The organism is Rhizobium sp. 21-4511-3d (assembly GCF_053522545.1).
In genome coordinates, this window is the sequence record NZ_JBNWCF010000021.1 from 37,995 (window position 1) to 59,520 (window position 21,526).

Genomic DNA, 21,526 nt, shown 5'->3' on the forward strand with positions numbered 1-21,526 from the left:
AGACGGCGTGCCTTTCCGGATTGGCCGAACTTGAAATCCGGATTGGACGAAGATATCTTCCGGATCAGACGAATAGTTACGGTTAGTTCCAAAGGGGCCAATATTTGATCAGCAACAACAAGGCCGACCTGCTGTTTCCCAGAGGTGCGTCTCAACGCGTGGCCATAGCCATGACAGATACGCCGGTCGTCCTCGTGAATGGACCCCGACAATGCGGCAAGACCACTCTGGTACGATCTCTCCTCAAGACAGACCGGCCGTATTTCACGCTGGATGACGACACGACGTTCGCATCGGCAAAGACCGATCCGGTCGGCTTTATCAGGCAAATCGATACTGCAATCCTCGACGAAGTGCAGCGGGCTCCCGAACTGTTGCGCGCCATCAAAAGCGCCGTCGACAACGACCGACGTCCCGGCCGATTTCTTTTGACAGGATCCGCCAACATCCTTGCGCTTCCGACCGTCTCGGAAAGCCTTGCCGGCAGGATGGAGGTTGTGACCCTGCTGCCCCTGGGCCAGGCAGAAGTCCTGAGAGGGAAGGGCAATTTCCTCGACAAGGCATTTGCCGGAGAGCTTACGGCGCCTGGGAGCGTTATTGTCGGGTCTGACCTGATCGAACACGTCCTCACTGGCGGATATCCGGAGATGATCGCACGCCCCGATCCTCGCCGTCGTTCTGCTTGGGCAAGAGAATATATCCGAGCGATTGTCGAGCGCGACGTTAGCGAAATCGCCGATGTCGAGCGTCTCGACCAGATGCCTCAGCTACTTCGCGCACTCGCACATCACTCGGGACAGCTCTTGAATTTCGCGCAGCTGGCAGGACAAATCGGTCTCGATGATAAAACCGCGCGTCGCTATATCGGCATCTTCGAGAACCTGTTTCTGGTGCGCAGGATCGAGCCATGGTTCCGCAATCCACTGAAGCGTCTCGTGAAGACGCCGAAGCTGTTCTTCCTGGATAGCGGACTTCTTGCCGCATTAACGGGATTGACCCAGGATCGTATTGCAAGAGACCGCTCGGCCTTCGGTGCCCTGCTCGAAACCTTCGTTGCCAATGAGATTCTCAGGCTCGCCACATGGAGCGATGCTCGACCGACCTTCCATCATTATCGTGACAAAGATCAGGACGAGGTCGATATTATTCTGGAAGATGAGAGCGGCGATATCATCGGGCTTGAGGTAAAGGCTGCGGCGACGGTCACAGCGCCGGATTTCAAGGGCCTCCGGAAAGTTGCGGCTGCCACCGGAAGCGCCTTCAAGGCAGGATGGGTTCTTTACGACGGGGACAAGATCCTACCCTTTGGTGATAGACTGGCGGCGGTCCCGCTTTCCTGCCTCTGGGGCGAGTGATTTCGGAAACAGCCCATCGCTTGCGGGAATGCTCACACAAAAAAGGTCGATTCAACGCAGAGCTGCATGCTGCGGCGGCGCCGTGTGGCTTTCCGTAGCGAAGGCGCGGCTTCCGTGCGTGCTAACTCGTAAAGCCAGGTTGAAGAGCAGGCGATTTCCTCAGTGGAAAGAGTCTCGTGAGACTGGGCGCGGATACCATAGTGCCGACATCCGCCACCACATGCTAACGTGTGCGGACCTGTACGTGGCACCTGATGCTCGTGCGCAAACACGGCTTCTTTTCGCAGCCGAGTTGCAGAACGAAAATATATTCCTTTAGCGCCCCCGCGCCGTAGAGAATATTGGGCCGAACCCAAGCGACAACCGAGTTCCCACGCCGCCGACAAGTATCGGCACCGGGAGCCGAGAAGGTGAACGCAATTGACCGAACGGCAACTTCATCTGGGCGCCTTCATGCGCCCCGTCAGCCTCCATACCGGAGCCTGGCGGTATCCGGGGTCTTATCCGGACGCGAATTTCAACTTTGCCCATATCGTCGCGTTTGCGAAGAAACTGGAAGCGGCGAAGTTCGACGCCTTCTTCATGGCCGATCATCTTGCCGTGCTCAACATGCCCGAGGAGGCTTTGAAGCGCAGCCACACGGTCACGTCGTTCGAGCCGTTCACGCTGCTTTCCGCTATTGCGGCGCTGACGAGCCGCATCGGTCTCGTCGCCACGGCATCGACCACGTTCGACGAGCCCTATCATGTGGCGCGGCGCTTCGCATCTCTCGATCACATTAGCGGCGGACGCGCCGGGTGGAACATCGTCACGACTTCCAATCCCGATGCTGCACTGAATTTCGGCCTTGATGCGCATGTCGCTCATGGCGAACGCTACGAACGTGCGCGCGAATTCTATGACGTCGTCACCGGTTTGTGGGATAGCTTCGACGACGACGCCTTTATCCGCGATATCGAAAGCGGTGCCTTCTTCGACCCGGCGAAGTTGCATGCCCTCAACCATAAAGGCACTGAACTGTCCGTACGGGGTCCGCTTAATATCGCCCGCCCTCCACAAGGATGGCCCGTCATCGTTCAGGCCGGTCAATCCGACCCGGGCCGGCAGCTTGCCGCTGAAACGGCTGAGGTCGTCTTTTGCTCGCCGCGCGACTTGCCCTCCGGACAGGCGCTCTACGCCGATATCAAGGGGCGGATGGGGAAAGTGGGGCGCAATCCTGATCATCTGAAGATCCTGCCTGCGGCATTCGTGGTGATCGGGGATACGCTTGAAGAGGCGAGGGCAAAGCGCGCGCATCTCGATGGCCTCGTGCATTACGACAGTGCCATCGCCTCATTATCAATCGCGCTCGGTCATGACGCCTCGAAATTCGATCCTGACCTGCCGCTTCCCGAGGTCCCCGAGACCAATGCCAGCAAGACCGGCCGCGAGCAGGTGCTGAAGCTCGCTGTTCAGGAGAGCCTGACCGTGCGGCAGCTGGCGCAGCGATACGGCGGGTATTCGGGGCTCGCCTTCGTCGGCACGCCGCAGCGGATCGCCGACCAGATGGCCGAGTGGCTTCATGAAGGAGGATCGGATGGTTTCAACGTTGTGTTTCCCTACCTGCCGCAGGGCCTCGACGATGTCGTCGAGCGGCTGGTTCCTGAGCTTCAGCGGCGGGGGCTCTTCCGCAGCAAGTATGAGGGAGCAACGCTGCGCGACCATCTCGGGCTTCCCCGGCCCAGGAGCCGCTACGCTTGACGCGCCCATGACGTCGCGGGAACACGATCCCGCCCGGGCGCGTTTGCCGTGCGCTTACGAGGGAAACGAATGATTTATGATACGGTTTTGGTTGGCTCCGGCTTCTCGGCGATCGCGACGCTCTGCAATCTCATCGAGATTCTTCCGGCATCGGCTGCCGTGGCCGTGATCGGCGATGACCCGGGCTTTGGCCGCGGAACCGCCTATCGCTCGGAGCTATATCTCCACCGGCTGAACGTCCCGGCCGGCCGGATGAGCCTCTTTCCAGACAGGCCGAATGCATTCGTCGAATGGCTTGCCGAGCGCAAGCGGCCGCTGAGAGACGGCGATTTTGCTTCCCGCCAGGATTACGGCCTCTACGTTCGCGACAGCCTTGCGGCGCTGCTGCGCAACAGGCGGCCGCGATGCAAGGTGGACTTCATCCGCGCCAAGGCAACGGGCTGCGTCGAGCGCTATAACGCCACACTTGGCTTCCTTCTCGACAATGGTGGGGAGATCGCCGGGCGGAACGTCGTGCTGTGCCTCGGCGTCGGCAATGCGCCGCTGCCCTTCGATGTATCCGGATTGGCCGCGTCGGCAAGGAAGCGTATCGTCGAAAACCCGTGGCGCCTGTCGTGGCTGAGACGCGTCGGGCGCGACGACAACGTCTGTATTCTTGGCTCCGGCCTGACGATGATCGATCAGGTTCTGGCGCTGCACGCACGCGGTTTCCGCGGAAAAATCGATGTCCTTTCCCGGCGCGGCCTTGTCCCCCATGGGCACGTCGTCGCTCCGGCGCCCCCGGCCGATTTTGATCCGCAGACCCTGCCCGTCAAGTTGAGTGAGCTGCTTCGTCGACTGCGCGAGGAAAGCCGGGCTGCAGGTGACTGGCGCTCAGTCATGGACCGTCTGCGCCCGCAGACGCAGGCGCTCTGGGCACGGCTTCCGGCCGCCGAGCGCGTCCGCTTTCTTCGACACGCGCTGCCATGGTGGAACATTCATCGCCATCGGGTGGCCCCAGATGTCCATGCACGCTTTCGCGAGTTGATGGAGAGTGGCCGCGTCGCTGTGCATGCCGGCTTCCTCTCAGGCGTGGAGCAGACAGGGGGCGCCCTTACCATCACTTATAGATCCAAGGGGACGCTGCAAAGCAGGCAGGTGAATGCCGACTGGCTGGTCAATTGCACTGGCGTCGAAAGGGCGGGTATCGCGCATTCACCATTGCTTGCGGAAATGAAGCGCCAGGCTCTGATCAAGGCAGACGCACAGGGGCTCGGCATCGTTGTCGATCGGCAATCGAGAGTGCAGGCAGATGCCGCAAGCGCCGCAGGGCTCTATGCAGTCGGAGCGCTGACGGCAGGCCAGTTCTGGGAAATCACGGCGGTTCCGGATATTCGCATCCAGGCTCAGGCCGTCGCGAGCGATGTTGCAGCCGCAATCGCTGGCGGTGATCGCGAATGACAGCCAGTCGCGGCTAGCTTTCCCTTGTGGCCTTGGGACTGTTGATCTCCAGAAAAGAGGTGATCTGCGTTCGGCGGGAGGTGTCGATCGAGACCGGATCGACAGCCCCTCTTCAACAATCGATCTGGTGAAAAGGCAATTTTCTCCCAATCGGTTAGAAGTCGATAGCGACGGCCCGGCCGGGCGGCCAGCATCATTCGGTAAAGACCACCACGACGCCAGGTTTTACCATGCTTGCCAGTTCCTCGACGTCCCAGTTGGTCAATCTTACACAGCCATGCGAGCCGGTCTTATCGATGAGGGATGGTTCAGGCGTTCCGTGGATGCCATAGGTCGGCTCCGAGAGGTCGATCCAGACAGACCCAACCGGATTGTTGGGTCCGCTTGGCAAGGTAAGCTTCGTCCTGTTCTTGCCTTGCTGGAAATTGACACGCGGATTGTATTCGTAGGTTGGGTTGCGGGCAACACCGTTGACCTTGTGCTTTCCGGAAGGGGACGGGTTGTCTTCGCTGCCAATTGTCGCCGGATAGATTGCCAGAACATCTCCATCATCGGCAAAGGCGACGAGCTGTCCGTCCGCGCGACGCGCTTCGATCCGCTTCACCCGGCCGGTTTTGGGTGCTCCGACAACGGCTACGGAGATCGTCTCGCCGGGCGAAAATTTTGCGGACGGGTTGAGGGCATGGAGAAGGTCGATATCCATGTGAAAGCGCTCGGAAAGCTTTTCTGGGATGCTTGTATAGCCGAGGTGATCCATCTTGGCTTGTTCGGCATAGTCTTTCGGCACTTCACTAACGAGGTCGTCGGCGTCATCGGGCGCGATGATATACGGGCCGATCACATGCTTGTCGTCGCCGAGCCGCTCTACCACCAGGGCGTCGAGCTTGCCGTCCACCGGCAGATGCTGCATTGCTTCGAAACCGGCAATCGCCTTGCTGACATTGGCGCCATCGAAGCCATCGATCACACCCGGCGATGCGCCTGCCCGGTCAAGCAGGACCTGAAGATGGACTGTTGCGGCCTTCGGTACAGGCGGGTCCTGCGCAACCTGCCCGTCGAGCCCTGACAAGACATCCGAGTTGTTGATTGAATCGGGCGACAATTCCTGGGCGTGGGAAAAGCCAAGCGAGCCGAAAAAGATCATTGAGCCAAACAGAAGTCTTTTCATAGCACCGAAAGGGCTGAACAGCTCGATTGTTCCATAGCGCGAAAGCCGCGCTCTCCAGCGGCCTTCAAGCGCCGCAGTGAGCCAAAATCGAGCGGTCAGTTTGGCTTGGAAGACGCGAGCCCGCGAGAGCAGCGTGCGAGGCAAGTCACGAGCGCCTGGCGAGAGGAGGCCATGAGCGAAGATTTGCTGACACCACTGCGACGATGATATCGTTGAGATAGAAAAGTCGCTGGTTCCGGCGCGCCTAGCAACTCCGGTCGATCGAGCTGACCGATGCCGGCTCACGACGATAGGTGTTTGGCAAGCGTTCAGATTGCGAGGCTTGATAATTTCGATCCCTTGAAACTCTCCCTCGTTGTCGGTGACAACGTTACATCCGTTGGCCTGAGCGACGGCGGCCACGATGGTATCCATGGCACTTCGCGGGGGGCCGGTTGCCTTTCCCTGTGCCATCAGTTCTCCCCAGATGAGATCGGCCTTCGTCGAACGGAGGACGACGGTGAGGGATACGACCAATAAATCAGTATCAGCTCGCTCGGCCATCCATGTCGAAAGCAACTATAACGTTTGTGGCTTCGTGATATTGCTCAGAATGTTCGTGTCGAGCAGAGCGCGCATTACAGATCGAGCTCACGATCTTACTCGGGCGAGCGGGCTAGACGCAGCGCCGCGAGAATCCCGCCCTTCTTTGGCGGCTCACCGGCGAGGGTTTTGCTCACGACTGTGCGCAGGTTAGCTGCTTCCGGGCGCGCAAGAAACCTGATCAAGCTGCGATCACTATCGCGTCCAAGGACCTCAAAACGAGCGAGGCCGCGGTCGCCCAAGCGGCTTCTGTAACTCTGAATTGCCCATGTCTGAGAGCTGGCCACCAGACCCTTATTTGTTTCCAGTAATACCCCAAGTTGGCCGTTGTACGCAAGCAAACTCGGCATGTGACGTCTGACGTAGGGCCGCCGATACAGAGGCGTCTCAACAAGCGTGATCAAAGAGCACACCTATCCGCGGTAATCGCATGGCACGTCAGGAATGGCATCGCAGCTGAAGCGGTAGCATCGGTGCGCACCGGTGTCGTTACCAGTAAGCTTCTGCAGGTCCGTCCTCGAATGGCAGAGCTAATCAGCGCGCCCCAGTAGTCTTGCAAAAATCGGTGAAGACACGAACCTTCGCAGCACGCTGGCTCGCGACGAAAGATGTGGTCTCGCGATTCAGGAAAGAATCTCGACGCGCTTGCCACTCGCCATGATGTGCTGCGACCGTCTCCAAAGGCTGTCGAATGGGTAATGCTGAATTTTCCGGAATTATGGACACGTCTGCGCGGGCACCATCATCAACATCAGGCAGCGTCAGCCCTTGACGGCACCCGCCGTCATCGAACCCGATATCTGCCGATACATCAGCAGTCCGAGCAGTGCAGGCGGCAGCGCGCCCAGCGCCATGACCGCCGAGGCGACGCCCCATTGCACGCCGCCGCCGCTGGCTGCGAAGAAGAAGGAGGCGCCGACGGTCATCGGCACTGCCTTGTTGGTCGTCAGCATAAGGCCGAACAGGAACTCGTTCCATGCCGTGATGAAGCCGAAGATGAAGGCGGTGACGAGGGCAGGGCGGATGACGGGCGTGATGATGCTGACCATTGCCTGGAATGAGGAGGCGCCGTCGATGCGGGCGGCCTCGTCGAGTTCAAGCGGCACGTCGTTGATGGCATTGACCAGCATGACGAGGGCGAGCGGGATGTTGACGATCGTCAGGATCAGGCCGAGGCCGAGCTGGGTGTCGAGCAGCCCGAGCCACTGGTACATCATGTAGAGCGGGATGGCGAAAATTATCAGCGGCACGGCGCGCAGGTTGATGACCAGCGGCATCATGATCCGCCGGCCAACCTCGCTGCGGGCGATGGCATAGGCGGCCGGCAGGCAGAGGGCGATGGCGAGCGCCGTGCCGAGGGTCGCAGCGATCGTGCTGTTCAGGAGATAGGCATAGATATTGAAGCGGTCCGTCTCGGTGAGGATGCGCGCGTAATTCGCGAGCGTCGGCTGGTTGACCCAGAGGCCGGCATTGCTCGAGAGTTCACGTGCGCTCTTGAACGAGGTGACCAGCGTGACAATGATCGGGAAGTTCATCGCAACGGCGGCGATTGCGAAGACGATCCAGCGGAGCGCGTTGATCATGCTGCCTTCCTCCTGCGGCCGGCGAGCCAGTTCAGCCCGTAGAGAACGGCAAGCGAGGCGATGAAGAGCACGACGGATGCCGCCACCGCCTTGCCGATCGAACCATCCTTGAAGAAGGCCTGATAGATGTAGATCGACAGCGACGTCGTGGAGCCCCCGGCGCCGCTGCCGGTCAGCGCATAGACGTTGTCGAAGACGCGGAAACCATCGATGAAGCGGATGAAGAAGGCGATGACGAGCGTCGGCATCATCAGCGGCAGATCGATCCACCAGAGGATGCGCCACGCCGAGGCGCCGTCGAGCGAAGCTGCCTCGCGGACATCGAGCGGGATTGCCGAATAGGCGACGTAGAAGAGCAGGAAGGCGAACGGGGTCCATTGCAGCGTCTCGACGACGACGAGCGTCTTGAAGGCGTTGTTGACGTCGAGGAACGCCGGGCTGTCGCCGAACCACATGAAGAGATAGTAGGGCACGGGGCCGGCGAACTCGTGCAGCACGAGCCGGTACATCAGGCCGATCATCGCCGGTGCGACCATAAGCGGCAGCATCAGCGATGCCATCAGCGCCGAGCGCTTGGCAAGCAGCGGCGCCAGGAAGATTGCCAGAAACAGGCCGATCAGGCATTCGGCGACCGCCGTCAGCATGCCGAAGCGGAAGGAAAAGAAGGTCGCCTGCCAGAAGGTGCGGTCCTGCACCACCGCGAGGTAATTGCCGAATCCGCTGAGTTCCGGGCTGCGCAGGTTCTGGAACCCGACCGTCGAGACCGAATAGACGAGATTGACGAGAGCCGGAAAGCCCAGAAAAAGCAGCAGGAAGCCGAACAGCGGCGTCAGGTAGGCCCTGCCTTCGGCACGTGTTACGATAGCCATGTCGCTCCGCCGGATGGGAGGGATGCCGGGACGACCCGGCATCCGGATCAGGTTATTTCTTGAGGAGATCCTGCATGCCCGTCTTGGTATGGGCAAGCGCATCCTCGAGGCTCTGCTGGCCGGACCAGTAGCCGGTGAATTCCTTGGCCTGCAACTCGTAGACCGAGAGGGCATTGGCCGAGGTGGCGCCGGTCATGACATAGCCGTACTTGCTGGCGAATTCGCCGAGCTTGACGAGATCCGGGCGCTCGGAAGCGACCTTCGCCACGACGTCGGGCGTCAGTGCCGGCGAACCGCCGCTCTTTGCATAGGTCAGCGCCGCATCTTCCGTTGCCAGCCACTTCAGGAACTTGACGGCGCCTTCCTTGTTCTTGGCGTTCTTGTTGAGGCCAAGGCCAAGACCGTGGATATGATCGGCGCGGCCGTTCGGGCCGGCCGGCGGCGCGACGATACCCGTGACGTCGGCGACGGCCGGCGACTTCTCGGCGCTGGTGAGATCGGCGGCAGCCGCATTCCACTGCAGGGCTGTAGCTGCCTGACCAGCGGCGAAGGCGGCGTTGGTTTCCGGATATTCGTAGCTCAGCGAATCCTTCGGCGAAGCGCCGGCATCGTAGAGCGTCTTATAGAGCTGCAGGGCGGTCTTGTAGGCGTCGGAATCGACCGTCACGTTTCCACTGGCGTCCATCCAGTCGCCGCCGTAGGAGCGGGGCACGGACTGGAACACCATCATGTTGAACAGCAGGTTCTTCATCTGCAGCACGGTGCCATAGCGCACGGGGCTGTCGGGATTGGCCTGCTTGGAGAAGTAGAGCGCGGTCGCCGCCCAGTCGTCCCAGGTCCAGCTGTCCGGATCCTTCGGCTGCAGATCCTTGCCAAGCACCTTCTTGGCGAGCTCGGCATAGGTCTTCTTCGCTGCATCGTCCTTCATCAGGGCATCGATGAGATCCTTGCGGTAATACATGAAGTGCAGCGACAGGTCGGTCGGAACACCATACTGCTTGCCGTCGAACTGCATGGTCGTCAGAACGGAATCGCCGAACACCTTGGCGGCATCGGCGCCGAGATCGACCGGTTCCATGTAGGGTGCGTAGCGGCCGATCGAGTAGGTGGCGACGAGGTTGATGTCGAAGGCCGTCGAACCGGCGGCCATGTCGGCCTGCAGCTTGTCGAAGAAGCCGTCGCGGTTGAAGAACAGCAGCTCCACCTTGTCGGCGTCGGAGGCGGTCTTGTTATAGACCTCGACGGTGGCGCGCAGCGCCGTCTCCTCTGAGCCGCCGGGCCAGCCGAGGACGGTGACGGTGGCATTGGCAAGTCCCGGCAGGGCGGCGCTCGAAAGAAGCGCGGCGAGAGCCGGAGCAATTATCTTCTGCATTTTCATTGTTGTTCCCTTTCTTTGTTTTCGTGATTATCCGGTGGTCTTCATGCCCTGCTGCGCGCCAGATCCGCGGCGCCGATAATGCCTGCGCGGCTGCCGAGTTCTGCCGCGACGAGGTTGGGAGTGGTGCGGGAACTCAAGCCGCCAAGCTGCGACCGCACCTGATCGAGATAGCCGGGGGCAAGGCCGATGCCGCCGCCGATGACGATCCGCTTCGGATCGAGCATCAGCTTGATATCGCTGCAGAGCAGGGCAACGCGCCCCGCGGACCGCTCGATGATCGCCTTCGCCCAGGCTGCGCCCTTTTCTGCCTCGGCAAATACCGTCACCGCGTCGGCGTCATGGCCGGCCGCTTTCGCCTGTGCGGCGATCCAGAGCCCGGATGTCATGTCTTCCAGAGGCTCCACGCCCTGCGACGGACTGCGGGTCAGCCCGAAATGCCCGGCAAGACCAGAGGCGAGCCGGCCGTTGATGACGATGCCGCCGCCGATGCCGGTCGAGATCGTCAGGAAGACGATATCCTCGCCGCGTCCGGCGCCGAAACGATATTCGCCCCAGGCGGCGGCCTGCGCATCGTTGATGGCGATGACGGATACGCCAAGACGCTTCTCTGCGCGCGACACCAGCGGATAGTCATTTGGAATTCCAAGGGTTGCCGGATTGAGCGCCGACCAGTTGCCGTCTTCGACGAAGCCTGTCACCGCGATGCCGGCGCGGGCGAAGTGACCGGCCCACCCGGCGGTTTCGGCGGCGACCGCATCCAGCCAGGCGTCGGGACCTTCTTCGCGCCGCGTGCGGACGACGCGCTCTTCCAGCACCTCGTCCTGTTCGACGAGGGCGACCATTGTCTTCGTCCCGCCGATATCGATCGCCAGCACCGGCTTGCCTGCATCCTCGCGCGCCGAGAAGGCGGCGTCGATCGCTTGATGAAACCAGGCCGTCGCATGCTCGGTGCGGGTGATGGCGGAGCCGACGACAACGGCGAGCGCGCCTGCATCCGCTGCCTGCGCCGCCTGTTCCGGTGTGCGGATGCGGCCCTCGGCGATGACGTAAGGCGTCAACGCGCGCATTGCGGAAATCAAGGCGATATCGGGCTCGACCGGTTCCGGCCCGCCGACATAACCAGACAGTGTCGTGCCGACAAAATCCACACCGGCGGCGAGCGCACGCCTGGCGTCTTCGAGCGAGGAGCAATCTGCCATCGTCAGCTTGCCCTTGGCCTTCGCGGCAGTCACCAGCGCTTCGACAGGTGCCGGACGGGTGCGATCTGTCGCGTCGAAAGCGATGATATCGGCCCCCGCATCCGCCAGTGCCTCGACATCCGCAATAAAGGGCGTGATGCGGACCGGGCTGTCGTCGAGATCGCGCTTGACGATGCCGATGATCGGCACAGTCACATGCGGCCGGGCGGCCTTTACGTAGTCGACGGATTCAATGCGCAGTGCTTTAGCGCCGGCAGCGGCTGCGGCATTTGCAAAGCCGATGACGAAGCGCGCATCGTCCATCGGGCCGTCGGGCACCGGCTGGCAGGAAACGATGAGGCTGTTTCTGATGTCTTCGCGCTTCACGGGATGCTCCATTTCGGACATCACGATAGATGGAAAATACCAGATGGCAACCAGTTAATGACTGGTATTACCGCTGCAATTCGAAGACGAAGTCATACACGTCGCCCTTATAGCGAGTTTCGCACAGCTCGACGGTCTGGCCATCCGCCAGATAACAACGCCGCTCGGTCACCAGGAGCGGTGAGCCCGCCTCGCAGTGAAGATGGTCGGCGTCTTCAGCCGTCGCTGCTCGCGAGCGCATACGCTGGATCGCACGTTCCGGCATGAACCCTCGCGCTTCCAGCACTTCGTAGAGCGACTGGCCGATCACGTCTGGCGAGGGAATGAAGCGAACGGGAATGATCGACGTCTCCAATGCGATCGGTAGTCCGTTCGCGGTTCGAACCCGCTTCATCCTGATCACATTGGCATTTCCGGCAATGCCGAGGGCCATCATCTCCGTGGAAGAGGCCCGGGTCATCTGCTTCGATATCCAAATACATCCAGGCACTTGTCCCCGGGCGCGAATGTCCTCGGAGAAGCTGGTGAGCGTCGAAAGAGACTTCTCGACGCGCGAGCCAATTTCGGTCTTGAAGCCGTGGCGCCGATTGAGAAGCCCCTCTTCTTCCAGGAGCGCCAAAGCTTTGCGCACTGTTACGCGGGAGAGCGAGAAAGACGTCGCAATCACCCGCTCACCAGGCAGGACGCTACCGGATTGAAAGGCCTGCGTCTGGATCGCCTCCTCGATTGCCAGCTTCAGCCGCTTATAGAGCGGGATATCGGCCGGAAGCCGGTCGAGAGACTTCCCGATTGCATCGATGACCTGATTGTCTGCCATGGGAAATCTGCCGAAGAAACACTCAAGAAAAATTCACTGGATATATACTGGTATTATCTCACAAGCGCAAACAGTGCTTCGCGAACGATTGAATTGTGCATTGCGTCAGGTCGAGCCACGCGACAGTTTCGGGCGAGTTTCGCCGCAAGGTTTAAGGAGGTGGTGTGCCCTAGTCCGATCGAGTACCTGCAGCGCGGGCGCATCGCCTTCCAAGTGTAGTCTGGCCGGTGAAATCAGAACCGTTGCAGAAGTTGCTCCTTTGGGACATGATTTGTGAAAGTCGCCTATCTGCGTCGCAATCTCAGGTGCTGGCAATGAGCTGAACATTTCCCAGCTAGCGCTATCGGCGGGTAATCCGCCAGCTTGAGAATCCCCACGGCGTTAGTCTGTTTGTGCGAACTGGCGAAGGCGTTGAGCCCCTATGGGTCAGCTTTCTTCAGCAAAGCCTTCCAGATATTGACAGCGCTCGCCGAGGTGCGCGAAGAAATCGAGCATCTTGAGGGTCGCGCCAAAGCGAAAATCAGGCTGGCTAAAGGCGATCTCTGGAGATTTGTCATTTTCTCTGAAATCATACTGACATTCAACGAGAGCGATCCGGGCGGCGGTCTCGATCGCCAACAACGAAGGTGGACGTTCCGGAGCGCGGGCGGTGTCCAGGCATCAGGAGCAATCTACACCGCGGCGGCATCCGCAAAGCCATGCGACCCAGCGTTGGAATGACAGGGAGCAGGTCTCACCAACTGGCGCCCCAACCTTGTCGCGAGCTTCCATCGGTTCTCAGCGTAGGTACTTCTACGCCACCTTCGACGAAAGGGCGTCGGCGATCTCAGCGGCTTCCATCCGTGCAGAAGTCTTGTAGGGATAGTGACTCCAACACCACCATTCCTCACGCTCGCCTTTCCCGAAGCCGAATCCCGCCCAATCCCCGCAACTGCATTTGCGGGCGACGAGAGTAGGGGCACGCTGCAGCGTGGGACGGTCGAGGTCACTCATTACGTTCTTCCTTGTGCTGTTGCCGTGGGCCCCGGAGGCGGCCAAGCTTCATTGGAAAATCTTATGTTCCCATTTTGTTCTTTCTGGGATATATGTCAACTGGACTTGCCGATACTCAAGGGAGTGCGATGTGGCGAAGAAGCTGACTCTATCGACAATCAATCGGGGCTGGCCTCATCAGATCGCGCTCTTGAAAGCATTGTCGGAAGGCAGTTTGGCAGACGAGCAAGCGCTTTACTGCAACCGTCTGTTACGCTGCAATGTCATCCCATCGGTGACGTCCAACGGGCAGATTTTCAATATCCATTGTTTCGCCACGCGAGCGGGAGCTTCTGCATTCATGTCGAAATTCGGTGGAGAGTGGTTCGACCCTGCACGGCGTGGCCGTGGCGAGTAGGTCGACCGCTGGATCCGGATATCCGTCGGCGACCACGGTCTGACTGAGCTTAAAGATATAGCCGTTGAGGTGAGGTCAGCATCCGGCGCCCCAAGCCGACGCATGCAGCCATCCTCCCTCCTGGAAATGCTCATGCCGCCTTCGATGACGCCGATCCAGATATAAGCTCTCACGACAAGGACAGCTCATTCCCTGCTGGAGCACTCGAAGGAATTCGAGGGCGCGTGCGATGACTGCCAAGCCTGGTATCTTGATCGCTCGACTTAGGCTGATCGCGTCCCTAGAGTTCTCTAGTCGCGGTTGTCAAGCACGTCGCAGCTGGCATCGCAGGTCACGCTTTTGGTTCTCTCGAGGTCGTGCGAGCCTGCGCATGTCACTCGTCGGCGGTTTCCGGTGAATTTGTCGGATCGTTTCTGGAACACGCTCTGGGCGAGGGTAAAAGAGCTCTCAGTCGCCCGCGCCACAAACTGTGGCGAGCAGAGCGCACGCGCGGGCAATCAGGCAGACGGCGAGCCGCCTAGGCTCTGCAAGAATTTTGGCCTTATCGAAGCGCTGACAGCATCCGCGCGTCGCGGAGATCTCGCGGAACTTTTTCACATGGCGCTCATTCATATGGGACGCTGGAGAAATAAAATGTTCGCCCTTCTGACAATACTGACAGTCCTTATCGCGACCATGTTTGTGGGACTGGTAGCCTCGACCTTGACAGAATTGCGCAACGAAAGCGCTGATCCAGGCGAAAGAGCGCTCTGGAAGACGAGCCGCTAAGGTCGACTTCGATCTTCGGTACGATCTCCGCTGGCAATTGACTGCAGTCGCCCTATCTGAAAGTCAGGCGGTACCATTTCCGGTCCTCCCTTGGAGGAATAGTGTGGACCGACCAGAGCTCGAAACGGAAAAGTTTTACTGGGCTCGCCGACGAGGCAGCAGCCGCACCGAGATAGTCATGGTTTCATCCGTTTTCGGCCGAGAGCGCGAATTTTGGACTGTCGCGGTGATGGGCTCTGAAAGCCACGCGATGCTTGATAACTTTGAGTTCTTCTCCGCCGTTGATTGTCCGGCTGGTCTCCACTACAGTCCCTCCCTTCAGGATCTCGATGATCGACATTAATCCCGATCAGCGCGCCTTGTTCCGGGCGCTACTTTCCAATCCCCTGAAGCTTAGGCTCGCTAAGGCGGTATCGGAAGGCGAATTACGTGCCGAGCAGATTGTTCGGCTTTGCGACCGGAGCCGATCGACTGCAACCGCTCATCTTCGCGAGCTGCGCAAGGCCGGCCTGATCAGGACGCGGAGATGTGGCCGAACAGTATTCTACCATTGTGCCTCCGAAGAGATTAGATCTTGGATCGACAGCTTCCAGCCAGACTCCTTGGATCGACAGCCTGTATGACCGCATTAACCGAGGTCGTCATGGGCCTTCTCCAATCGGCAGCGGCAGCGGTGTGACAGCCGGAGAGCGGCCTGTCGGTCGCAGTGCCCCGCCTAATCGACAAGCAGCTTCGTTGCACGAGATCTGTGGTTCATTCCCTCGCGCCCTCTCAATTTCCCCACATCTGAGGAAACCTTCACGAATGGCTGTCATGGTAACGAGGATCAGGAAGACGCTGGCCGTGCAACAGCGTTCAGCGGCCTTCGAACGCACGAACAAGATTGTAGCAGACGCGCCGCAGATGAAGAGCGGCATCTCCGGGAGGAGAGCGAGCGACTTTGCAAACTGAGGTTGGCTGCTTTGAATGCGGCGATCTCGGCGTACGTCTTGTTGATCGATTTGCCGACGAGTTCGAAAGCCTTCGTCTCGACTTCAATCGCGCGGTCGAGCAGCTGCGCTCGACGTTGGCGGCGGTCGCAACCTCGACGACGTCCATCGAAAGTGGCTCGCGGGAAATCAGCCAGAGCGCCGACGATCTTTCGAGACGGACAGAGCAGCAGGCAGCTTCGCTTGAAGAAACGGCAGCAGCGCTGGACGAGATGACGGTTAATGTAGCGAATTCGTCGAAGCGCGCAGATGAGGCGCGCTCGATCGCGATCCAGGCAAACAGCAGCGCCAGCCAGTCGGGCGATGTTGTCCGTAATGCGGTCCAGGCGATGAGCAAAATTGAGAAATCGTCGAGTGAAATTTCCAACATCATCGGCGTCATCGATGAGATTGCTTTCCAGACGAATCTCCTCGCGCTCAACGCCGGCGTCGAAGCTGCTCGCGCGGGCGAAGCGGGGAAAGGCTTTGCGGTTGTCGCGCAGGAAGTCCGCGAACTGGCGCAGCGCTCTGCCAAGGCCGCAAAGGAGATCAAGGAGCTCATCCGTGCATCCGGTGACGACGTTCAGGACGGTGTCCAGCTCGTCAGTGCAGCTGGTGACGCGCTCGAGAGTATCCAAGCCTACATCGTCAGCATGAACACCCATATGGATGCCATTGCTACTTCCGCCCGTGAGCAATCGGTCGGCCTGGCGGAGGTGAACACCGCTGTCAATCAAATGGATCAGGTGACACAGCAGAATGCAGCTATGGTCGAAGAGGCAAATGCCGCCGGTGCTACACTTGCCGCAGAATCCGCGAAACTGAAGTCTTTGGTAGGACAGTTCCGCTTGTCCGACGCCCCTGCGGCAACGGTCAGCATGGTTCAAGCCGCAAGGGTCATCACGGAACCAAGCGTCCGAGCTGTTGCCTCGCCAATACGAGCGATGACGGACAGAGTGGCCCGATCGTTTGGGGGCGGTCGCACCGCAACGGTGGTCGCTCCTGATCAGAACTGGGAAGAATTTTGATCGTCGTACCTCCCACTGCTCTAATATCGCCGACGCTGACGAGCGTCGGCCGATGTAATAATTACCAGAGCGGGCTCAGCAAACGTCTTTAGGAAGCTGATGGCGTTGGCGAGTTGTCAGCGATGTGGCCGCATTCACCAGGGTATGCGCAATCATAAAGGTCGACGACATCCGTCAACCTCTACCCTCCTCGTGTCGAGCGTATCCAGTGAACAAAACAATGTTCTCTGACATGTGCGGGACGATGCCGGACTTGTTTCCGGTTGAAAATGCTTGGAAGTGGGTGCCGACGTGCGTGGCTTCCGCGACCTGGCGCTTTAAGTGGATCGTTGAGAACGATGAGTTGTCGGGCTTGACCAACAGCGGCGCGGCCCGCCAAAAATCATGATCATTTCTTCACTGGTGGTAGCCGCGTAGCGTCAGGCAGGCCTTGTCCGTTATCCCTGGTTCTGGATGGTGGAAAATGACCGTGGTGTCTTTGCAAGGCCTGACGATCACGTCGAACAGAAGACCGGCGACACTCTTGTAGACGGCAGCCTTCTGGTCGTCCGTGATCTGATGAAGCTTCTGCTCCCGCCGACCTTCTACCACTGCTATTGCCGACGATCTCACTCACGCCTCAGGGGTAATGTCACGGTTCATAGGGCTACTATCGTCGCGACAATCGATCTCCGGACAATCGCGAGTTCTCTCGCAACCGTGACACGGAACTGAGTAAGCGCATGGGCATTTGGCTTTGAGGCGAGTTTGCAATTGAAAAACGTCGGAGATTAGCGTCCACCCATGATGGAGATTTTCACGCCGGCCGGTCTGACCGCACTGCTGCAGGTGATTACGATTGATCTTGTGCTTGCTGGCGACAACGCTGTAGTCATAGGTCTCGCGGCCGCTGGTCTTGAGCAATCGCAACGGGGCAAGGCCATCCTTGTCGGCATTCTCGCCGCCACCGTGGTTCGAATAGCTTTCGCCAGCGTCGCAGTCTATCTTCTTGCCATCGTCGGTCTTCTCCTCGCAGGTGGACTTTTGCTGCTGTGGGTGTGCTGGAAGATGTGGCGCGAACTGCGGTCAGGCCACCGCGGCGAGGAAGTCCCACACGAGGCGAACACTCCCCGAAAGACATTCCTTCAGGCTGCAACGCAGATCATCGTCGCCGATGTCTCCATGTCGCTCGACAACGTGCTGGCAGTCGCAGGTGCTGCGCGCGAACATCCGAGCGTTCTTATACTTGGCCTGATGCTGTCCATCGCATTGATGGGGTTGGCAGCAAACTTCATTGCCCGCCTGCTCAACAGGCATCGGTGGATAGCCTATATCGGCCTTGCCGTCATTCTCTACATATCGCTTGACATGATTTATCGAGGGGCGATCGAAGTCACGCCTTATCTGATGAAAGTGTCGGCAACGTAAATTTGCGGCCCTCCCGGCCCAATTGGGAACGGGCTGCCCGCGGTCACAAACGTTAAAGTTGCTCATGTCGGCTGATAGGGACGCTCCTGGCGTCGGTTTACGCTCGCCGGAGAAAGACCAACAACCGCAACGCCTGCAGCGTTGTCGAGAACTGGTAGATCACCACGCGACTGTATCCCGTCTGAGTACGGAAGGTGTCAGATGCCAGACGGCAAAGGCTTTCCGGGCCCCGTCTGTTCGAAGTCCGAAACAATGCCATCGAGATCTTCGAGGAAGAAAGCTGCGGTCCCGACGCCGTCGGCGTTCCGAAAAGCCTCGACGACGACATGCTCGCCCTTTGGAGCGCGACCGGGTCGAGCAACTGTCCGGAAGCCCGCACGGAACCTGCAGTGGACCGCCACCGCCCGCCCCGCGCCGAATGTTTTAGGACAGCTGTTTGGTGCGAGGACGTCGAAGAGGCGTCGGCCAGTCAGGCCTTGAACAATGGCGCTTTTTCGGCGCCGCGTCGGCGAATTTGTCTTCCTCCCGTCGACCGCGACCATACCTCTGGCTGCCGCAAATGGGTTCGGTGCGCTTCACGACGGGCATGTTCCTCGAGAATGAGAGCGTAATTTCAAAGCTACGCTCGGGCCCTGACTAGCCCCTCCAGCGTAGTGTCGTCAGAAAACACAGATGAAAAGGGCAGCCAGAACGGCGGTGGCCGCGGGTCAGTGCAAGATCGACGCCTTTGCCTGGTAGTCGAGCATGCGCTCGACGCGACCGATCAAGCGGCAAACCCGTCGCAGCGCGCTTAGGCCAAGCTCGTCGGTCGCATTGTCGCGGGCCATGTCGTCCATCTGGCGGGCGACACAAAGAAGGCTGTTAGCGAGCACCGGGCGGTCCATTTTCCCTGCTTCGCGTGCAAGTCGGCGAAGGTTCTCGGCATAACGGACGGCGATGTCCGCGGGCGTCGTGGCGGGGACCTTGTGTCGACCGGTGGGCGGGGTGAAAGCCGACCGTCTCATGGCAGCCCCTCCACCTTCGATGAAGAACGTTGCGAGCCGCCTAACGATGCTAATCTTTGGATGCTCATGATGCGTCTCCTAGAAAACGGATGAAAATCCTCAGGTGAATTGGAAGATCGGAGCCGTTGACATCAACTTCAAGACCTAGCCGAAGGCGGTCTAAAAATTTTTGTCTCAGATCTCTTGAAGCCCGAAAAACGCGATCCCAAATCGTCGACACGGTCTTCCAATGGGGTCCGGAAACCGGAGGCGCGAGTTGCCGCTGCGTCTCCTTCCAACTCGCTTCACGGAGGTTTTGGGATGAGAAATGAACTCGATTTTTCACCGATGTACCGGTCCAGCGTCGGCTTCGATCGCGTTTTTAAGCTGCTCAACAATTCGCAGCGCCTGCAGGCAGTCGACTTTTGGCCGCACCATGACATCGTCAAGACAGGCGAGGACGAGTATCGCATATCGATGGCGGTTGCTGGATTCGACGAGAGCGACCTCGACATTACCCAGGACCGCAACTTCCTGGTCGTCAAGGGAAGCAAAGCTGAAGACCAGCAGGGCGAATATCTGCACCGCGGCATTCCAGCACGAAGCTTCGAACGCCGTTTTGAACTTGCCGATCATGTGTGGGTCGAAGACGCTTCGCTCGCCAGCGGGCTTTTGACGGTATCACTTCGTAGAGAGATCCCGGATGCCCTGAGACTACGAAAGATCGCAATCGGATCGGGCAGCCAGGATACCGTGCTGCAGATCGACGCCAATCGGCACACAGCGTAATCCCTGGGTTAGAGGCTGCGGCAGGCTAGCGGGTGCCAGTAGAATGGATCCGGTGGCGGGCCGGCCCGAGTTTCGAAAGCAAGAAATTCTTCCCATGCATCATTCTTCAAACATCGCACAGTTGTCCGTCGAAGAGCGCGAACAGCTCTTTATTGCGGTAGGCCGTCTGCTGGACGGCGCTGCTCTTGAATCCATGGCCGAGGGTAACCGCAAGTTTGGTGTCTTGTCGAAGACGATGGCCGAAGCCATTCTTCTGAACGCCGACGAACTTGCTCGAGACGATGTTCGTCATGCGGAGAACGTGCTCAGGCAGGCCAACGAACTTATCAAACAGTTCGGTGCGAGCCATCCGTATAGGATGCTCAGCTATTCGGTTCACTGACGACCGCCGGAATAGTGCCCGGATCGTCGCGGCTTTATCCTCGCCCATCGTCATGTCACCCTGCCGATCGCTCGTCAGCAGTCGCTGATAGGTCCGCTCTTGAACGGCTGGCTAAAACGCTGCACGAGTTGCTATCGGAGGCGGCGACACGATTGCCATGGGAGCCTTGACCGGCCCCTGATCGTGACGGAGTGCCATGGCGCACGTTTCATTGCAGATTTTTTCACAGGTGACGGAAATCCATTGCCGTCCGGGCCGCTTTCCACGGGAGTGTCATAGGCGGCCCGATTGAGACGCGCTGTTCATGAAATACCCTTTAATCGATTGGCGGTCCGATCAATTCGATGCTATTCTGTCGCGGGGCACAGCAAGCTTCCGCTGATCTATTTGGGTGATTGGCAACTGCGATGGAGGTTCGCCCGCTGGGCAGACATTGACGCTGCGCGCACCATTTCTTCGAAACTGCCGTTGATGATGCTCAGAAACCGAGCCCGCGTGAGATGATCTTGAGCATGTGCGCCTTGTCGCCGGGAACGTATGGGAACCGCCGGTGTAGACTTGCGAGATTCCGCCTCGACCATGAAGCGCACAATTCCGTCAATGACGTCTCCAACGGCCCGCGTGGAGGCGCGGTGATAAGGCCCGTGTCCCGTCACGGTTGAGGGGCCTAACGCGGATCGGTCGAGCCCGTGAAAGACCGGTTCCGAGTCCTTCCGCCGAAGAGTATCTTGCTGAGTGTGTGGCTCCTGCGGGGCATCATGCGAAACAGCGTACCTAAAGCAGTAGTCTTATGAGGGACTTCTCGTCTTTAACGCCGTTACGGCATGCGAGGAGGATTTGCTTTGCAATCTCTTCTCGGTGCATGTCGAGCGTGACCTGCTTGACTACGCAGATATGATCGAACACTCGCTGGCAAACGGCGAGCTCGTCCGGCCACAAAGTCGTGTTGTCTTTCGAGAAAAACATGGCGGCAGCTCCATGCGCTTACATTTTGTCGAACTTTAGCGCCGACGGTGTTTTGTGCCAACCCAAGCCCGCCCAACGAAACTGCCTTGGTCGAGCTCAAGAGCCGCGCCAGTGCAAACGCGGCTTCCAGTCACCGGTGCTTTGCCGGTGGAAAGAGAGCGCAGTATGTCTGAAATTCGCTACCGATAGCTTAGTAGTCTGAGAGTTGGAAGACTCGGTAGCGCTTCAAGCTTTCGGCGCTCCGCGCTAACTGTCCAAAAAAATGCAGAGGATGTAATCGCCGCTTCGCTAGCCTGACGCCTGCGGTGTGCCATATTCCCTGCGCCCGAGAGTGAGCTAAACCCCCTG

General features: G+C 59.3%; 20 protein-coding genes. 9 read left to right on the forward strand and 11 right to left on the reverse strand.

Features of this window, described 5'->3' with window-relative positions; genetic code table 11:
• The first annotated feature begins 131 nt into the window (after nt 1-131).
• The 3 genes from ACQZ5H_RS30450 (at nt 132) to ACQZ5H_RS30460 (ending at nt 4,535) form a co-directional block, all read left to right on the forward strand.
• A complete protein-coding gene (locus ACQZ5H_RS30450; RefSeq protein WP_449099999.1) occupies nt 132-1,355 on the forward strand; it encodes an ATP-binding protein in 1,224 nt (407 codons plus the stop codon).
• A 420-nt stretch (nt 1,356-1,775) separates the two neighbouring features.
• Nucleotides 1,776-3,095, forward strand: coding sequence for an LLM class flavin-dependent oxidoreductase (locus ACQZ5H_RS30455; RefSeq protein ID WP_449099981.1), 1,320 nt, complete (start codon nt 1,776-1,778; stop codon nt 3,093-3,095).
• A gap of 69 nt (nt 3,096-3,164) precedes the next feature.
• Nucleotides 3,165-4,535, forward strand: coding sequence for an FAD/NAD(P)-binding protein (locus ACQZ5H_RS30460; protein ID WP_130279843.1), 1,371 nt, complete (start codon nt 3,165-3,167; stop codon nt 4,533-4,535).
• A 193-nt stretch (nt 4,536-4,728) separates the two neighbouring features.
• Here the strand turns inward: ACQZ5H_RS30460 and ACQZ5H_RS30465 are convergent, their stop codons facing one another.
• From ACQZ5H_RS30465 to ACQZ5H_RS30505, 9 genes are all read right to left on the reverse strand, one after another.
• Nucleotides 4,729-5,679 carry a L,D-transpeptidase family protein gene (locus ACQZ5H_RS30465; RefSeq protein ID WP_449100000.1) on the reverse strand — a complete coding sequence of 317 codons (951 nt, stop codon included), beginning with the start codon at nt 5,677-5,679 and terminating at the stop codon, nt 4,729-4,731.
• A gap of 662 nt (nt 5,680-6,341) precedes the next feature.
• Nucleotides 6,342-6,572 (reverse strand): hypothetical protein, encoded by a 231-nt coding sequence (locus ACQZ5H_RS30470; protein WP_130279915.1) that lies wholly within the window; start codon nt 6,570-6,572, stop codon nt 6,342-6,344.
• Between the two features lie 474 nt (nt 6,573-7,046).
• Nucleotides 7,047-7,868 carry a carbohydrate ABC transporter permease gene (locus ACQZ5H_RS30475; RefSeq protein ID WP_449099982.1) on the reverse strand — a complete coding sequence of 274 codons (822 nt, stop codon included), beginning with the start codon at nt 7,866-7,868 and terminating at the stop codon, nt 7,047-7,049.
• On the reverse strand, nt 7,865-8,737 hold the full coding sequence (locus ACQZ5H_RS30480) for a carbohydrate ABC transporter permease (RefSeq protein WP_449099983.1): 873 nt from the start codon (nt 8,735-8,737) through the stop codon (nt 7,865-7,867). Before ACQZ5H_RS30480 ends, ACQZ5H_RS30475 begins: the two co-directional genes overlap by 4 nt.
• Before the next feature lie 52 nt (nt 8,738-8,789).
• Nucleotides 8,790-10,115, reverse strand: a complete 1,326-nt coding sequence (locus ACQZ5H_RS30485) for an extracellular solute-binding protein (protein WP_449099984.1) — start codon at nt 10,113-10,115, stop codon at nt 8,790-8,792.
• A 41-nt stretch (nt 10,116-10,156) separates the two neighbouring features.
• On the reverse strand, nt 10,157-11,692 hold the full coding sequence (locus ACQZ5H_RS30490; RefSeq protein ID WP_449099985.1) for a putative N-acetylmannosamine-6-phosphate 2-epimerase: 1,536 nt from the start codon (nt 11,690-11,692) through the stop codon (nt 10,157-10,159).
• A gap of 55 nt (nt 11,693-11,747) precedes the next feature.
• Nucleotides 11,748-12,497, reverse strand: a complete 750-nt coding sequence (locus ACQZ5H_RS30495) for a GntR family transcriptional regulator (protein ID WP_449099986.1) — start codon at nt 12,495-12,497, stop codon at nt 11,748-11,750.
• 426 nt (nt 12,498-12,923) lie between these two features.
• On the reverse strand, nt 12,924-13,118 hold the full coding sequence (locus tag ACQZ5H_RS30500) for a hypothetical protein (RefSeq protein ID WP_130284496.1): 195 nt from the start codon (nt 13,116-13,118) through the stop codon (nt 12,924-12,926).
• Between the two features lie 171 nt (nt 13,119-13,289).
• On the reverse strand, nt 13,290-13,490 hold the full coding sequence (locus ACQZ5H_RS30505; RefSeq protein WP_130284494.1) for a hypothetical protein: 201 nt from the start codon (nt 13,488-13,490) through the stop codon (nt 13,290-13,292).
• A 130-nt stretch (nt 13,491-13,620) separates the two neighbouring features.
• Here ACQZ5H_RS30505 and ACQZ5H_RS30510 point away from each other — a divergent pair, with 130 nt between their 5' ends.
• From ACQZ5H_RS30510 to ACQZ5H_RS30520, 3 genes are all read left to right on the forward strand, one after another.
• Nucleotides 13,621-13,887 (forward strand): hypothetical protein, encoded by a 267-nt coding sequence (locus ACQZ5H_RS30510; protein ID WP_449099987.1) that lies wholly within the window; start codon nt 13,621-13,623, stop codon nt 13,885-13,887.
• 1,097 nt (nt 13,888-14,984) lie between these two features.
• Nucleotides 14,985-15,278 carry a metalloregulator ArsR/SmtB family transcription factor gene (locus ACQZ5H_RS30515; protein ID WP_130284488.1) on the forward strand — a complete coding sequence of 98 codons (294 nt, stop codon included), beginning with the start codon at nt 14,985-14,987 and terminating at the stop codon, nt 15,276-15,278.
• Between the two features lie 317 nt (nt 15,279-15,595).
• Nucleotides 15,596-16,651, forward strand: a complete 1,056-nt coding sequence (locus tag ACQZ5H_RS30520; RefSeq protein WP_449099988.1) for a methyl-accepting chemotaxis protein — start codon at nt 15,596-15,598, stop codon at nt 16,649-16,651.
• 396 nt (nt 16,652-17,047) lie between these two features.
• On the opposite strand, the gene ACQZ5H_RS30525 is transcribed toward ACQZ5H_RS30520, so the two are convergent.
• Nucleotides 17,048-17,242 carry a hypothetical protein gene (locus tag ACQZ5H_RS30525; RefSeq protein WP_130284484.1) on the reverse strand — a complete coding sequence of 65 codons (195 nt, stop codon included), beginning with the start codon at nt 17,240-17,242 and terminating at the stop codon, nt 17,048-17,050.
• A 195-nt stretch (nt 17,243-17,437) separates the two neighbouring features.
• On the opposite strand from ACQZ5H_RS30525, the gene ACQZ5H_RS30530 reads away from it, so the two are divergent.
• The gene (locus ACQZ5H_RS30530; RefSeq protein ID WP_112720328.1) at nt 17,438-18,058 is read left to right on the forward strand and encodes a TerC family protein; all 621 of its coding nucleotides are present in this window, start codon (nt 17,438-17,440) and stop codon (nt 18,056-18,058) included.
• 707 nt (nt 18,059-18,765) lie between these two features.
• On the opposite strand, the gene ACQZ5H_RS30535 is transcribed toward ACQZ5H_RS30530, so the two are convergent.
• Complete coding sequence (locus ACQZ5H_RS30535) at nt 18,766-19,062, reverse strand: hypothetical protein (protein ID WP_112720318.1); 297 nt, start codon at nt 19,060-19,062, stop codon at nt 18,766-18,768.
• A 300-nt stretch (nt 19,063-19,362) separates the two neighbouring features.
• Between ACQZ5H_RS30535 and ACQZ5H_RS30540 the strand changes: the two genes are divergently transcribed.
• Nucleotides 19,363-19,830 carry an Hsp20 family protein gene (locus ACQZ5H_RS30540; RefSeq protein WP_130284482.1) on the forward strand — a complete coding sequence of 156 codons (468 nt, stop codon included), beginning with the start codon at nt 19,363-19,365 and terminating at the stop codon, nt 19,828-19,830.
• 94 nt (nt 19,831-19,924) lie between these two features.
• Nucleotides 19,925-20,212, forward strand: coding sequence for a hypothetical protein (locus ACQZ5H_RS30545; RefSeq protein ID WP_112720316.1), 288 nt, complete (start codon nt 19,925-19,927; stop codon nt 20,210-20,212).
• Nucleotides 20,213-21,526 lie beyond the last annotated feature (1,314 nt).